This window comes from Marinospirillum insulare DSM 21763 (genome assembly GCF_000686905.1).
GTDB classification, from domain to species: Bacteria; Pseudomonadota; Gammaproteobacteria; order Pseudomonadales; family Halomonadaceae; genus Marinospirillum; species Marinospirillum insulare.
Genome location: NZ_JMLW01000041.1, coordinates 1 through 13,779, shown reverse-complemented (window position 1 = coordinate 13,779; position 13,779 = coordinate 1). Strand labels below are relative to the sequence as shown.

Annotated in this window: 15 protein-coding genes; 7 read left to right on the top strand and 8 right to left on the bottom strand. The window is 42.3% G+C overall.

Going from position 1 to position 13,779, the window contains the following annotated elements; translation table 11 throughout:
- Nucleotides 1-69 precede the first annotated feature (69 nt).
- Nucleotides 70-1,232 (top strand): IS3 family transposase gene (locus BP27_RS0112545; RefSeq protein ID WP_150112065.1). Its coding sequence is split into 2 segments (ribosomal slippage): nt 70-334 and nt 334-1,232, totalling 1,164 coding nucleotides; the frame shifts between segments, so codons are not numbered across the junction.
- Nucleotides 1,233-1,475: 243 nt separating this feature from the next.
- Here the strand turns inward: BP27_RS0112545 and BP27_RS0112540 are convergent.
- The 3 genes from BP27_RS0112540 to BP27_RS0112530 form a co-directional block, all read right to left on the bottom strand.
- Nucleotides 1,476-3,047, bottom strand: a complete 1,572-nt coding sequence (locus tag BP27_RS0112540; protein WP_027851842.1) for an IS1182 family transposase — start codon at nt 3,045-3,047, stop codon at nt 1,476-1,478.
- A gap of 126 nt (nt 3,048-3,173) precedes the next feature.
- Entirely contained in the window at nt 3,174-3,686 is a 513-nt protein-coding gene (locus BP27_RS16280; protein ID WP_051610567.1) for a hypothetical protein, read from the bottom strand.
- 6 nt (nt 3,687-3,692) lie between these two features.
- On the bottom strand, nt 3,693-4,151 hold the full coding sequence (locus BP27_RS0112530) for a hypothetical protein (RefSeq protein WP_027851841.1): 459 nt from the start codon (nt 4,149-4,151) through the stop codon (nt 3,693-3,695).
- 259 nt (nt 4,152-4,410) lie between these two features.
- Here BP27_RS0112530 and yhhA point away from each other — a divergent pair, with 259 nt between their 5' ends.
- From yhhA to yhhC, 3 genes are read left to right on the top strand one after another with little or no spacing between them, the layout of a single operon-like run.
- Entirely contained in the window at nt 4,411-4,569 is a 159-nt protein-coding gene (yhhA, locus tag BP27_RS17175; protein WP_150112064.1) for a YhhA family cyclophane-containing RiPP, read from the top strand.
- Between the two features lie 6 nt (nt 4,570-4,575).
- Nucleotides 4,576-5,709 carry a cyclophane-forming radical SAM/SPASM peptide maturase YhhB gene (yhhB, locus tag BP27_RS0112520; protein WP_027851840.1) on the top strand — a complete coding sequence of 378 codons (1,134 nt, stop codon included), beginning with the start codon at nt 4,576-4,578 and terminating at the stop codon, nt 5,707-5,709.
- Nucleotides 5,700-6,296 carry a cyclophane-containing peptide 2OG-Fe(II) oxygenase YhhC gene (gene yhhC / locus BP27_RS0112515; protein WP_027851839.1) on the top strand — a complete coding sequence of 199 codons (597 nt, stop codon included), beginning with the start codon at nt 5,700-5,702 and terminating at the stop codon, nt 6,294-6,296. Before yhhB ends, yhhC begins: the two co-directional genes overlap by 10 nt.
- Nucleotides 6,297-6,369: 73 nt before the next feature.
- Here yhhC and BP27_RS0112510 read toward each other — a convergent pair whose 3' ends face one another.
- From BP27_RS0112510 to BP27_RS0112495, 4 genes are all read right to left on the bottom strand, one after another.
- On the bottom strand, nt 6,370-7,023 hold the full coding sequence (locus BP27_RS0112510) for a hypothetical protein (protein WP_027851838.1): 654 nt from the start codon (nt 7,021-7,023) through the stop codon (nt 6,370-6,372).
- A gap of 117 nt (nt 7,024-7,140) precedes the next feature.
- On the bottom strand, nt 7,141-8,043 hold the full coding sequence (locus BP27_RS0112505; RefSeq protein WP_027851837.1) for a hypothetical protein: 903 nt from the start codon (nt 8,041-8,043) through the stop codon (nt 7,141-7,143).
- Nucleotides 8,044-8,135: 92 nt separating this feature from the next.
- Nucleotides 8,136-9,020, bottom strand: coding sequence for a GTPase family protein (locus tag BP27_RS16275; RefSeq protein ID WP_051610566.1), 885 nt, complete (start codon nt 9,018-9,020; stop codon nt 8,136-8,138).
- 72 nt (nt 9,021-9,092) lie between these two features.
- Complete coding sequence (locus tag BP27_RS0112495) at nt 9,093-9,923, bottom strand: TIR domain-containing protein (protein WP_027851836.1); 831 nt, start codon at nt 9,921-9,923, stop codon at nt 9,093-9,095.
- Nucleotides 9,924-10,334: 411 nt separating this feature from the next.
- Here BP27_RS0112495 and BP27_RS0112490 point away from each other — a divergent pair, with 411 nt between their 5' ends.
- The 3 genes from BP27_RS0112490 to umuC all read left to right on the top strand — a co-directional run bounded on the left by BP27_RS0112490 (nt 10,335) and on the right by umuC (nt 13,128).
- On the top strand, nt 10,335-11,318 hold the full coding sequence (locus BP27_RS0112490; RefSeq protein ID WP_027851835.1) for an IS1595-like element ISMain1 family transposase: 984 nt from the start codon (nt 10,335-10,337) through the stop codon (nt 11,316-11,318).
- Nucleotides 11,319-11,392: 74 nt separating this feature from the next.
- The gene (gene umuD / locus BP27_RS0112485; RefSeq protein ID WP_027851834.1) at nt 11,393-11,854 is read left to right on the top strand and encodes a translesion error-prone DNA polymerase V autoproteolytic subunit; all 462 of its coding nucleotides are present in this window, start codon (nt 11,393-11,395) and stop codon (nt 11,852-11,854) included.
- Complete coding sequence (gene umuC / locus BP27_RS0112480) at nt 11,851-13,128, top strand: translesion error-prone DNA polymerase V subunit UmuC (protein WP_027851833.1); 1,278 nt, start codon at nt 11,851-11,853, stop codon at nt 13,126-13,128. The genes umuD and umuC overlap by 4 nt, the downstream gene beginning before the upstream one ends.
- Before the next feature lie 56 nt (nt 13,129-13,184).
- Here the strand turns inward: umuC and BP27_RS0112475 are convergent, their stop codons facing one another.
- Nucleotides 13,185-13,694: a cupredoxin domain-containing protein gene (locus tag BP27_RS0112475; RefSeq protein WP_027851832.1), complete on the bottom strand. Its 510-nt coding sequence runs from the start codon at nt 13,692-13,694 to the stop codon at nt 13,185-13,187.
- Nucleotides 13,695-13,779 lie beyond the last annotated feature (85 nt).

Below are 13,779 nucleotides of genomic sequence, written 5' to 3'. Positions count from 1 at the left end.
CTGTTCTGGTCTAATTCCAATGGACACTTCAATGAGAGACAATAGACCCAGTCTAGTTTGAGGTGAATGATGAATCAGAAGCGTAAATACAAAACCTACTCCAAAGCGTTCAAAGAAGAAGCGGTATCCTTGGTTGCTGAACAAGGTTATAGCGTTGCTGAAGCAGCTGAAGCGGTAGGGGTAAATCCCAACCAAATTTATAATTGGAAAAAACAACAAGAAGAGCAGGCTAAAGGCACTATGTTGAACGATAATGAGCGTACCGAACTATTAAAGCTTCGTGCTGAAAACAAGCGTTTAAAGATGGAGAAAGACATCTTAAAAAAGGCATCGGCCTTCTTCGCCAAGGAAATGAAATAAGTTTTCAGTTTGTTCATTCCAAGGTGCAAGAAGGCTACTCAGTAAGCCTGTGTTGTAAAACCTTAGGCTTAAGTCGTTCAGGCTATTACGCTTGGGAAAAGCGTCCAGCACAGCTTATTACGAATGATACGCTGATGTTACACCGTGAAGCTAAGCGGCTATTTAAAGCAAGTCGTTACAGCTTAGGCAGCCGTGAGTTGATGAAGGCACTGCGTAAACAAGGCTATTTTATAGGCCGTTATAAAACACGCACAATCATGCGCAAGCTCGGTTTGGTGGTACGCCAGCGCGTGGCTTACAAAGTAACGACCAAGCGTGACGAGTGCCAATTAGCAGCACCTAACCTGGTGAACATGGACTTTAATCCAGACCAGCCTAATCAAGTGTGGGCTGGCGATATTACCTATTTAAAGACCGGGCAAGGTTGGATGTATTTAAGCGTTGCTATGGATTTGTATTCTCGCCGTATCATCGGCTGGGCTATTAACAAACGCATGACAAGCGACCTTGTCTTACAGTCGGTTAAGCAAGCTTATTGGCTTAGAGGGCACCCAAAAGGGGTTATCTTCCACAGCGACCGTGGTTCACAGTACACCAGTAAAAAGTTAAAAAAGTCGCTGACAAAGCTAGGAATAAAGCAGTCGATGGGTGATGTTGGTGCTTGCTGGGACAATGCCGTTGTCGAACGCTTTTTTGGCAGCTTAAAACACGATTGGATACTCAAAGTTCAACACGCAACTTACGAATCTATGGCAGCCGATGTCGCTGCTTATATGAAGTATTACAACCTAAAAAGGCTTCATACGTCTAATGGTGATATGACCCCAGTTGAGTATGAAAATTACCAATTAAAAGTGTCCACTCGGGCTTGACCAGTACAGTGCCTGCTGTCTCACTCAATTAACCCTCTCCTTGGAAGCCTAACGAGGCTGTAGAAAAACCTGTTTTCAGCCAGCTTTTCCCGCCAACAGCTCGTTTTCTGTTATTTATATTTTGTTGCCAATTTTAGTAGACAACTTATTTATTCCATGTATTTCTAGCTTTTTGCTGCTGGCTTCTAATAACTTTCTACTTATACGTTGTTCTAGGCTCATTCTATGGGCTAATCAGCCCTTTTATTGACTCAGCTTGCCATAACGTGCCAGTTTCTCAACATTGTGTACCAAGCAAAAGAGTTGCCACTGGCCTTGTACCTTAGTTTTACCCCTCAGGCTAAAGCGGTTCAACCGTTTATTGGTACCGATATTGCCAAACACTGGTTCAACAACCGACATGCGGTGCGCATAAACGGCTTTTCCTAGGGGGTTATCCACACGGTGTTTCATCCAGTCAGTGTAGTTGGCTGCTCTTTTTCCATTTAATGGGAAGCTGACTTGTCGGCCTGCACCTTTGCGGTGATCAGCTGCGGAGGGCGTTTTCATGCATTGGTGTTTCTTAGGGCAGTGCCTACATTGCAGTAATCGCCCTTCAAAATAGGCAGTCGGTTGACCTTGGGGATTGTTTCGGGTGCCTCGACTACTAATAGTCTGTCCTGCTGGGCAAATGCAGGTCATTGTTATGGGATCAAATTGAAATTCGCTGGCAGGAATTAACTGCTTGGCTTTTGACTTGCCGGATGTTTGGTGACGTTTGCCGTATTTTTCTTTTTGGTGTGCGAACTTGGGATCACGGCTTCTGAACTGGTTATCTGGGATGTAGGCATTGATGTTGTTTTCATGCAGGTATTGCATGTTGGCTTCATTAGCAAAGCCCGTATCGGCAGTAACGATGATGCCTTCTTCATAGAGGTTTTTGCTGATACCCAGCCGTTTGTAACGCTCTTGAATGGTTTCTAGCACCGGTTGCAAAGTGTGGTGTTCTTGCCCTTCGCCAAAGGCTTGTGCATCAATGATAATTTGGTGTTTTTTATCAACGGAAGCAACACCGTTATAACCTTGAATCGTACCTTTACTGGTCGTCATTTTGGCTGACTGGTTATCAGTAATATTGCTCTTCACTTCGTTGCTACGTTTGCCTTTACCCAGTCTGGGTTCATTGTGCTTTAAAAATTTATCAATCTTATTGGCTGCTTTATCCAGCGTTAAAATGGTTTTAACTTGGCGGATAGCGCGATCCAGTTCTTCTTCACTTTCCCAGCTGTCTTTTTTCTGATGCTCTGTTAAATGGTAGCTAATTAAACGCTTCAGTTTTTGACGCTTTTGTTCCAGTTCTTTAAAGGTACCAGACCATTCCTTAGCCGCATTAGAACGCATTTTACAGCCATCAATGGCAAAGAGTTCATGGCCTAAAAGACCCTGTTCATCACAGACCAGCAGCACTTGTTCAAACAAGGTGGCAATGGCTTGGCTTTGGCTGCTAACAAAATGGGCGATAGTAGTGAAATGTGGAACGCTGTCGCAGGATAAGGCTTTAAAGATAATGTTAGTTTCGCAGCACCACTGGATCTCACGGCTAGAGGTAATGCCTTTAGAATAAGCAAATAAGATAATCTTTAACAGTATGGCTGGATCGTAGGCTGGGCGACCTTCGGTATCATTTTTATAAGGCTGGTGAAAAGCAGACAGGTCGAGTTTTTCAGAGATGAGGTAATGCAGAGCAAATTCGAAGGTGCCAAGCTGAAGCTGTTCAAGATAATTAATTACCACCATTGTCTGCTGGTTATAGTCGTAATGCTTGAATCGAGCCATCCTCATGCCCTCGTTATCTGAAAATCCAATCAAACCATAATTAAAGAGGTTTTTCTACAGCCTGAACGCCGCGCTCTGCGGCAAATTTGGAGCGCAGCGGGAAATTTGTCCGACAGCAGCGCCTTGTTAGGTTTGATCTTCATCGCCGCTCGAACTTTTAGGTAGGGCTGTGTAATGTCGCTCGAGGTTTTCAATTCCTGTGTTAGGAATATACACGACCGTCTTCCCAACCTCTGCCTGTGCATCTTGAATTTCTTTGAAGTCAGATTTTGCTTGGCCTGAAAGGTCGGCTCCTCCCATCAGGACATGACCGTTACAATCCGGGTTGCGCCTTATATCACCAGCAAACTTCTTGACTACGTCGGGCCCCAGTTTGCTTTCAGTTGTTTTAACATCAATTCTTGTTTTTACTTTTTGGGCATCGGACAATTCTGGCAGTTGATTATTATCTTTTCCACTAGCAATGCTTCCCAAATGAGGTAATAAGCCCTGAGGATGCTCCAATATTAGATCAGCACCACCGTCAGCAGTATTAGTATTTGTATGGCGAGTAACATCACAGTTTTCTTCGGCTTCTACAACATGAGAGAGCAGTCTAAGCACTCTCATTTCACCATCTTTCCCTATGTTTGTGCTCATGTTTCACTACCCCAGTTTCAGCACAACAGAGGTGTCATCACCATACTTGTTATTTTTTAGGTTAAATATATAAATGATATTAGAAATAGTTCTAAATCTGCTAATAGATTCAGAAATATCAATTGATTTTATATGAGTGGACTGCGTTGATGGCAGATTTTTCCCGTCTTGAGAAGACGATTTTCCCAGCAACGTTTCACTGTCTGATTTCAGCACGGATAAGAAAACTTCCTCTAACTTGATGAGAATTCTTTCAACATCAGAATCATTGAAACACTCTATCGAATAATGTTCCTCTGTCTCAGGCACCTCATAGATTTTCCTTTCGACAAGAGGGAATTCTTTTTGCAATTCGTTAAGTAAAGCCGTCGAAACAAATGCAGTTTCAATAAGTTCGGTTTTTGTTTCGTAAATTCTTCCATCGCTTGCAGACTCGTATGCAACGAGATTAATACTTTGTGACATTGCTTGCCTCTTTATTTGGAATTCACTCCAAAAACCTAACGCCGCGCTCTGCGGAAATTTAGGAGCGACAGCGAGTAAATTTTCCGTAGCAGCGCCTTGTTATGCTCATAGATTACGATATACCCATTATAAATCAATACCTTACAGTCATGAATTTATTTAAATTACTGTTTTTTAAAGGATTTTTTATGTCTTTACATCTACGATAGAATAGACTATTGTCATAAATGTCAATAATCTATTTAAAGGAGCTTCGGCCATGCAAAATCAGCCTCAATCAAACAATGCTAATATTTCTACTCATCTTCCAAGCCCTGCAATCCAGCGCCTTATCGAAGAAGTTCGCAATAAAGAAGGCCTTCAAGCGGTCGGGGGGAGTTATGATCGCACTCATAACCGCCACAATCGAGGCCAGTAATTACTTATGGCACTTCAACTAGACACTGCTCTAATAAAAACAGCCAGTAGATGTAACTACGACTGTTCTTATTGCTATGTCTATCAGGGGAAGGATACCAGCTGGCGCGATCAACCTAAACGAATGAGCGAGGATGTTATTGACTCTCTGATAGAGCAATTGATTATCCAAGCAAATACACAAACAGCTGGGTTTGCCATTGTTCTTCACGGCGGGGAGCCACTTTTACTTGGTTTGAATAAACTCACAGCCCTCATAAGAGGGCTTCGTCAGAAGCTTGATCCTGAACGTTATCCAATTAGCCTACAAACAAATGGTGCGTTGATAAATAAAGAGTTTTTAGATCTTTTTTCCAGCGAAAAAGTAAGTGTTTCAGTTAGCATAGATGGCGATCAAGGTGCAAATGATATTGCTCGCGTTGATATTAAAGGGAATAGCACTTTCTCCAAAACTGTAAACGGCATTAAAGCACTCAGGTCACATACCGACTCCGAATTCCTTTTTGCTGGAACACTCAGCGTGATTCAGCCGTCTCTGCCCGCAATAAAGACATACGACTTTTTAAAGTCACTTGGTTCCCCCAATATGGATTTCTTAATGCAAGACGGAAATCACGATCGACTACCGCAAGGAAAGTCTAGTTTTACGTCTACCGAATACGGGGATTGGCTTTGTGAGCTATTTGAGTGCTACACCTCAGACCCTACCCCAGTTCCAATTCGATTTTTTGACGATATTGTAAGATTACTTCTCGGTGACTCAGGCACAAAAGAAGGGCAAGGAACTGATCCGTATGGAATTCTTATTTTTGAAACGGATGGAGAAATAAGAAAGAACGACACTCTACGTTCATCTTTTGATGGTGCCGATTTTTTCACCTCTCGCTGGAATGTGCGCAACACAAAAATATCCGACGTTCTATCGTCAAGTGAGTTTGCGGAGTATGCTCATATGCAGATTCCCATTTGTGAAGCTTGCAAGTCTTGCGAGCTTCAATCTGTATGCGGCGGCGGCATGCCCTTGTACCGCTGGAGTGAGGACCATGGTTACGATGCCCCGTCTGTATACTGCCATGACCATATAAAAATCATTCGTTCAGTTAAAGAAAGATTGATGCTTGAAGGTGTCGAATGTGTATAAATATTTCTACAGCATCCCTTATCAATGCTCCGTTTGAGCATTTCTCGATAACGGAAGCTATATCATTAGAAACTCAGAATCAATATTTAACATGGCTTGAAGAGAGTGCGCCGTGGAGGCTTATTGAGACTGACTTCTACGAACAATACGAGTTCAGCTTGCTGGAGCAAAAATTTTCGAAACCTATAGATCAGCTAGCAGCAGCTGAGACACTGGACGATCTCCGTCAACATGTAGCTTCTCTTTTTAATGCTAACTTATCAGATAGAGTGGATGTCACAGCGCATAAGCTTGTTCCAGGGCAAACCATACGTATTCATAATGACTTCATTCCAGGTGAGGAAACGCACCGAGTTTTAGTTCAGCTAAATAGAGATTGGACCGATGATTACGGAGGCCAACTAATGCTTTTTTCAGGCCCTGAGCCTGACCAGATCAGCAAGATTGTCCCACCCAAAAGTGGCTCGATACAGGGTTTTGCAATTTCACCTGAATCTCATCACGCTGTAAGCACTGTATACGGAGGAGAGAGGTTTACTATCGTGTATTCATTTTTCTCCGATGCTGGCAGCACACAAAAGGCATAACGCCAGCCATAAACGGCGGCCCGACAGGGGCGTCCGGTGGAGGCCGAGGGCCGGAACGAATTTGATGGCCTTGTTAATCTGGAAAGTTGCGCAGAACTTTGTATGTGATGCTGCTGTTATCAGCCTCCAAGACCTCGATTTGTGCCCCCTTGTAACCTATGCGCTTTGATTCACTCAAATCGTATTCGACTTCATTATTGAAGGCGGGCCTCGCACTATTATTGCTGAATTCGCGATATCCAATGTTGATCTTGTCTCCTACGCGACCACTATAGATCAGTGTTTGCTGAAAGCTATTCTTGGTTTCAGAAACTCGACCGCGTCTCTCATAATCAGCGTCGTAACAAGCACTGCCACCCAGAGTCGTAATGACACAGACTTGGCTTCCTTCCGCCTTACCAACCGCTAGCGCTTCAATTGGATCAGACAGTGTCCCTCTAATCACACCTATGGCTGAGTAAAAGTCTTGTTCCTCATCAAACCCGACCTGAGGATAATCTTTACTAGGAATGTCGTATAGCGCTCCGTCTACACGTTGCTTGACGTAAAGTACTTGCTCCTCGTAAATCACCCCCTTCTCAACCATGTGATCTCCGACGTAGGCCATAACCTCTTTATCCAACGGAGGATAATCTACATCTTTCATGGCTGAAGGAGAGCCGTTGTACTGAACTGTTGTACAGCCACCCAGAACTGCAAGCAGCGAAATTAGTAATATGCGTTTCAATTGACATCTCCTTTCTGATTAACGCCCTGTTAACAGGCTAAATATCGTTGGCTAGAATAAGCGACGAAGGAGCAAAAGCCAACTGTATTTTGTCCTTGTTAAACAGCTTGTTATATTTTAATTAATAACATACTCAGCAAATTTTTCGTGATTGAGTAGGGTTGAATTATGATAGTTTTTTAGCCAAATAAATTTATCAATAACCTTTTGTAGTTTTTGTATTTCTGATGCATTTAAACCAGCCTTTCGCGACTCCAATTCAGTCAATTTGCCTTCAATAGCTTCGGAGTGCCTCTGAAAGAATAGTTTCGACTGTTCAAGGCTATACAAATACATAGGCAAATTTCTTTTAGCGTGATCCGAGATCATTTTGACGTTTAGGTCAATTTGAGAAAGGTTGTACCCCAAATAATCTAGATAATGCACCCCGTCATCATCTAACTTAATAATATTGTGACCGCCATACATAATGTCAGATAGTTTCGTAATACTACTTTTTAATTGCTTATCTTCCAGAACCTCAGGACTAAATACTATTCTAGGATGAATTGCTAATGAACTTTCAGCTTTATACGCACTTATTAAACCTTCTCCAACTGCAAAGTGATCCTTTATATAACAGTATTTAGTTGAAATGCCCCCTCGAAGAAAAAGCCCTTTTTGGGAGAAACAATTAAATATAACCGCTTGTAAGCGCATCAATATGATGAATAAAGCATTAGCAGAGTGCATATACTTTAGCTGATTATTTTTGAGTGATTTAACTTCTTTAGGGGTAAACGTTATTATTAGAGAATCAGATATAAACGCGTGCTGAACGTCATAATACAAATAAAGGTCAAATGACTTATCTTTTTTATATTGTTCCTTTACTTCAGAGCGATTAGAAAAATCCAAACCACCTTTATTATCTTCCATGAAAGAAATAAATTCTTTTGCTTTAGCCTCCGAATTAATCGCACCATTAATATCTCGGTAACCAAGCATATCAAGGAAAAGTGTCCATTGTATCAATTTCACACGAAACTCCATTTAAAATATAACGCCCGGCTTTGCGGCGTGCCGGAGCGCAGCGTAGGCGCGTCCGACAACAGCCGTTTGTTATGTGAAATTCAGAACCATTTTTTAAGCCAGCTTATTGCCTTCTTAGCTATTTTTGGCGCGTACTCAACGACAAAATCCTTGGCTGCATCAAGAACATCATCTTTAACATAGTCCCATGCATCACCGATTTTTTCTTTTATGTGATCGAATATTCCTTTTTCGGCGCTTTTTGCTGCTTCTTCTGATACGTTTTCTTCCTTTGCTTCCCTTGTGAATGAGTACTTTTTTTCGTTTGGAAGCACCTCAACAACTTTATTAACCAATTCAACAAGATTGAATTTTTGCCCTGATGAAATGGTTACAATTTTATTGGTTGAAACGTTAAACCTACTAGAAACATCATTAATTTTGATCTGAAGGTTCGCTTGCTGAGCCTCTCCTGGCTTGTTATTAACCGTGTCCCATCCACCCCAAGGCTCAATTTTCTCTGATTGAGTAATAGTGAATACTACTGGACAAGATTCTAAATTTGGCTCCAAAACCTCTTTATATACATCTATAGAAGACATATATTTTCTATCGTCAGACTTGATAGCCCACAACACCAAATCAAGCTCAGGAATAAGGCTTTTGTATAGATCAATATATTCTTGATGACGTGCGGCATCTTCGCCGACACCCGGCACATCGACAAGTATAATGCCACCGCCATCTTCTCCGCCGACTAGAACTTCCTGTGGCTCTCTTGTGCAAGCCTCGACATCGCTAATTTTTGCTATGTCTTTTCCGAACAGCGCATTACAAAGCGTTGACTTACCTACCCCAGTATCGCCGAAAACACCCACTTTAGGTGTATAACTCCTTACTTTTTTCAACTCCTTTTTTACTTCATCTAAAATGCGTTGCTTCCTTGCCTGTTCTGGATTGGGAAGGCTTTGTACAGCGTCATTCATTCTATTTCTCCTTTTGATTAATTCACATAACGCCGCGTTCACCGGCTTGTCCGGTGCTACGCTTTGTTAGCCTTAGATTAGTTTGTTCATGTCTATTTTATAGCCAGACTGTTTCATCTCTTTTGCTAGTTGTAGGTGCCAAGCCGAGCCTTCATCGAGATTAATGTATACGACACCACTAATATCGTTTGGCAGCTCAAGCTTACCGTCAACTAGAGCGGAGACGTTTTGACGACCAAGTCTACCGATAAGATAGCCATGTTCAAAAATCACATTTTGCCTAGCGCGAACATTCAAATTATCGGATTCTGATTTAACATTACCAACATCATCGGGGGTATATAGGACAATCGCGAATCCAACGTCTGAATAATGCTCGATTTTTTCAATGATTGTTCTTCCGGAGCTGGCTTTCTCATGAAGGATAATTGCTTCAAAGCCTAACTTCTCAACAAACCTGGCAGCTTTATTTTGAGCGCTTTCATCATGTCCATGAACAATAAATACTCTAGTAGGTTCGCCTTCTTTAGCTTTTTCGGTACTGCTTTTAGTTTCTGTTAGGGCTTTCTTGTATCCGATAGCACCTTCGATAAAGTCATCCGTTATGTCTATAGCTCTTCCAATTGCTTGGTATGTGTAAGAGGGTCCTCCAATAAACGCAACTGATGATGCTTGATCCTCAGCTTTAATCTGAGGGATAAAAGACTCAATTGTTCTTTCGCTTTTTGAGATTCTTATTCGCTCTAGATCATTTGGTTGAACAGTTTTTCCGTTGATAACGATTGGCATTCCTTGCTCGTAGGGCTCAACAAATCTTGAAATCAACTGTTCTTTGGTGAGATCTGTTTTGTATTCACCGTAATATTTATCTGATTTTGGTTTAATTATTACGTGATAGAACACGATCTCTCCTTTAAGAGGCTAACAGCGTATTAGTAGGCATGCTCGTTTTGTCGCTTTGGCTTGCTTACTAAAAATTAATGTATGGCTCTGAATACTAAAGGTTTAATCAGTAAAAACAAGCTAGCCATTGGTTACAATTCAAGCAGGCCGCCTATCTTGCTAAAGGTGCGCACACTATCTTCACTGCTTAATATTTAAGTACTTGAATTATGTAGCTTTAAATTGTTATCCAGTTTACTAGTGTGCCAAGCCTAAAGGCTAAACGTGCCTATTTTAGTCCAATAACAAAAATAGACTGTATAAGATCACAAAGGTTAAGTTCTTTAGGTTGCTGTCAAAACTAAAACGGCTTACCCTACTGTACAAACAAACGGGGTATCCCCTTAGCTCCACAAATGACAAAATGCTCAAATGAGTACTCAAAAAACCTACCCTATAGGTGGAAAAGACTATCCAACCACTTGGGTTCAATTCCTTGACTGGTTCCATTCTGAGCAAGCGTGCCGCAATTACTTAGAAACGCTCCGCTGGCCTGATGGACTTATTTGTCCTAAGTGTGGAGTGGTATCACAAGTGCAGCGAAGTAGTCGTGGTAGATTGATCTGTCCAACGTGCAGGCATCAAGCAACTGTAACTGCAGGCACTATTTTTGATAAAACTCGCACCGAACTTAGTGTTTGGTTCGCTGCCATTTGGTACATTACCAACCAGAAGCATGGTGTTAGCGCATTAAGTTTGCAGCGTGTACTTGGTCTTGGTAGCTATGAAACAGCATGGACTATGCTACACAGACTACGCCACGCAATGGTACGGCCGGATAGAGAATTGCTTCGTGGGGAGGTTGAAGTTGATGAAACCTACCTTGCACTCTCTGACCGAACGGAGCTGTTAAGTACGAAGGGTCGGAAGAGCAACACCACCAAGCTACTGGTAGTTATAGCAGTCGAAATACTACACCCTAAAGGTTTTGGAAGAGTTCGCATCCAACAGATTGAGCGTGGCAACCACGATAATCTAATGCCATTCATTAATGCCTCCATTGCTCCAGGATCGCTCATTCATACCGATGGTTCTCCTGCTTACCGCCAAATCAAAGAAAATGGATACGAGCACCGACAAACAGTTCACCTTTGCTCAACCATACCAGCTCATGAGTCTATGCCAGGCGTTCACCGAGTTGCATCACTTTTGCAACGTTGGATGATGGGTACACACCATGGTGCAGTACAGCCAGGACAACTGGATAATTACCTTAATGAATATGTATTTCGATTTAATCGCCGCAAGTCTAAATCAAGGGGTTTACTGTTTTATCGCTTACTGCAGCAAGCCGTTGTGACAAAGCCTGTTACTTATCAAGATGTGGTGAAACAGCGAGTAAAACCTTTAAATTAAGAGCTGTGGAGCTAAGGGGATACCCCGTACAAACAACCAGCTATCTAGTGGTTAAATAGAGTACAGAGGCCTTTATGCGTGTGACTTACATGGGTGTTAGCGGTGATGCTGTTCAATTGCAGCAGAATTACCTAGCCATTCCTTTATTTAGTGATGCAATTTCTGCTGGTTTTCCCTCGCCTGCGCAGGACTATATTGAGCAAACCCTTGATCTAAATGAGCTTTGCATTAAGCACCCTGCTGCAACGTTTTTTGTTCGGGTGGAAGGTGACTCGATGATTAATGCGGGTATTTTTCCGAACGATATTCTGGTGGTTGATCGCTCTATTCAGGCGGTTCAGGGCGATATTGTGGTGGCCAGTCTTTACGGTGAGTTTACGGTTAAAGAGTTAGTGCTGGGTGCTAACCCTTGTTTGTTACCGCATAACCCTGCCTACCTACCGATTAGCATTCCTGAAGGTAGTGATATGGAAATTTTTGGTGTGGTGACTAATGTGGTTCGTAACCTGCGTAATCGCACCACTTGCCAACCATGAGCCAAATTTTTGCGCTGGTGGATTGCAATAATTTCTATGCCAGCTGTGAGAAGTTGTTTGCTCCACAACTTAAAAATGTACCGGTGCTGGTGCTTTCCAATAATGATGGTTGTGTTGTGGCAAGGTCTAGGGAAGCAAAAGCCTTAGGCATTAAGATGGGTGTGCCAGTTTTTAAAGTTAAACCCTTGATCGCACGACACAAGATTCAGGTTTTTTCATCTAATTACCCGCTTTATGCTGATATGAGCAGCCGTGTGATGCGCACCTTAGAGGCTTTAGCACCTAGGGTTGAGGTCTATTCCATAGACGAGGCTTTTTTAGATTTATCAGGGTTGGAAAAGCTTTTTGATTTAGAAAGTTTTGGTAAGCAGGTTAAAGCTAAGGTTGATAAAGACACCGGCATTCAAGTCTGTGTGGGTATTGCACCCACTAAAACTTTAGCAAAGCTGGCTAATCATGGTGCCAAGCAATACCCAGCAACGGGTGGCGTCGTCGACTTAACTGCAAGAGTCAGGCAAGAAAAATTAATGGCGATTACCCCAGTTGAAGAAGTATGGGGTGTTGGCAGGCAACTGACTAAACGCTTGAATGCAATGGGTATTACAACAGCGTTAGATTTAGCGCAAATCGACCCTCAACAGATTAGAAACCAGTTTTCTATTGTGTTGGAAAGAACAGTCCATGAATTAAACGGCATTGCTTGCCTTGAATTAGAAGAAGTTCCTGCTAAGAGAAAACAGATTATCAGCAGCCGATCCTTTGGTCAGGTGGTTACTGAAATAGATGGTATGCGCCAAGCCATAGCTCAGCACGCCGCCCGTGCAGCAGAAAAGCTAAGGGCTGAAGATCAACAAGCTAAAGTGCTGACAGTTTTTATTCAAACCAATCGATTTAAAACCAATCAACCCAGTTACAGCAACTCAGCCACTGGTCAACTCTCTGACCCAAGTAATGATTCAAGGGTTTTAACCCGGCTGGCTATGCGTTTATTGGAAAGTATTTGGCGAGATGGATACCGCTATAACAAAGGTGGCGTGATTCTGGCAGATTTTTATGACCAGAATGCCAGCCAACCCAGCTTGTTTGAAGATATGACCAAGAAATACCGCAGCAAAAAGTTAATGGCAGCGGTCGATCAAATTAATGAAAGCGGATTAGGTACAGTAACTTTAGCTAGCCAAGGAAACTGCAACACCAACACCTGGGCAATGAAGAGAGAACACCTCTCCCCAGCCTATACCACCCGTTGGAACGATTTGCCTAAGGTGAAGTGAGGTGATTCTGTAGTTAAAATCAGGTAACTACCCTATTAATTGTGGGCTACTCCAGCTTACTTAACTTTTACCTGACCTTTCATACCTGCTTCAAAATGCCCTGGTAGTAAGCAAGCAAAATCAACAACCCCAGCTTGATCAAACTTCCAGATTAACTCACCCTTTGCACCAGGCTTCAAAGTGATTGCATTAGGGTCATCGTGCACCATATTAGGCATCCTACGCATTTCTTTAGCATGTTCTAAAAGTGACCCCATCTCACCTATAACTAGCTCATGGTCTATTCTACCTTCATTAACAACCTTTAAACGTACAGTTTCTCCAGCAGACACCTCTAGTTTCTCAGGTATGAAACGCATATTATCCTTCATCACTAGCTCAACCGTACGAGTCACTTCAGTTGCTAGACCTGGCTGCCCGATACCTTCCATCTTGTGATCATGGTTTTCAGCTTGGTTAGGCATTTTATGCCCATGACCATCGCCATGATGGTTAGTTTGTTCACTCGCTGCTATCGCAAGCATTGGCAATAAAGATAGCAATAAAACGGATAGTACTTTATTCATTTTCTTTCTTGGATTCAACTTGCTAGTGCAACAGCCTGTAATTCTTCAAACAATACTTCATTTGGTGTTTTCATTCCAAGTGTTT

What these genes read in the sequence shown, in the direction of transcription:
- BP27_RS0112540 (WP_027851842.1), bottom strand. Translation starts at nt 3,047, where the DNA reads ATGGCTCGATTCAAGCATTACGACTATAACCAGCAGACAATGGTGGTA.
- BP27_RS16280 (WP_051610567.1), bottom strand. Translation starts at nt 3,686, where the DNA reads ATGAGCACAAACATAGGGAAAGATGGTGAAATGAGAGTGCTTAGACTG.
- BP27_RS0112530 (WP_027851841.1), bottom strand. Translation starts at nt 4,151, where the DNA reads ATGTCACAAAGTATTAATCTCGTTGCATACGAGTCTGCAAGCGATGGA.
- yhhA (WP_150112064.1), top strand. Translation starts at nt 4,411, where the DNA reads ATGCAAAATCAGCCTCAATCAAACAATGCTAATATTTCTACTCATCTT.
- yhhB (WP_027851840.1), top strand. Translation starts at nt 4,576, where the DNA reads ATGGCACTTCAACTAGACACTGCTCTAATAAAAACAGCCAGTAGATGT.
- yhhC (WP_027851839.1), top strand. Translation starts at nt 5,700, where the DNA reads ATGTGTATAAATATTTCTACAGCATCCCTTATCAATGCTCCGTTTGAG.
- BP27_RS16275 (WP_051610566.1), bottom strand. Translation starts at nt 9,020, where the DNA reads ATGAATGACGCTGTACAAAGCCTTCCCAATCCAGAACAGGCAAGGAAG.
- BP27_RS0112490 (WP_027851835.1), top strand. Translation starts at nt 10,335, where the DNA reads ATGAGTACTCAAAAAACCTACCCTATAGGTGGAAAAGACTATCCAACC.
- umuD (WP_027851834.1), top strand. Translation starts at nt 11,393, where the DNA reads ATGCGTGTGACTTACATGGGTGTTAGCGGTGATGCTGTTCAATTGCAG.
- umuC (WP_027851833.1), top strand. Translation starts at nt 11,851, where the DNA reads ATGAGCCAAATTTTTGCGCTGGTGGATTGCAATAATTTCTATGCCAGC.
- BP27_RS0112475 (WP_027851832.1), bottom strand. Translation starts at nt 13,694, where the DNA reads ATGAATAAAGTACTATCCGTTTTATTGCTATCTTTATTGCCAATGCTT.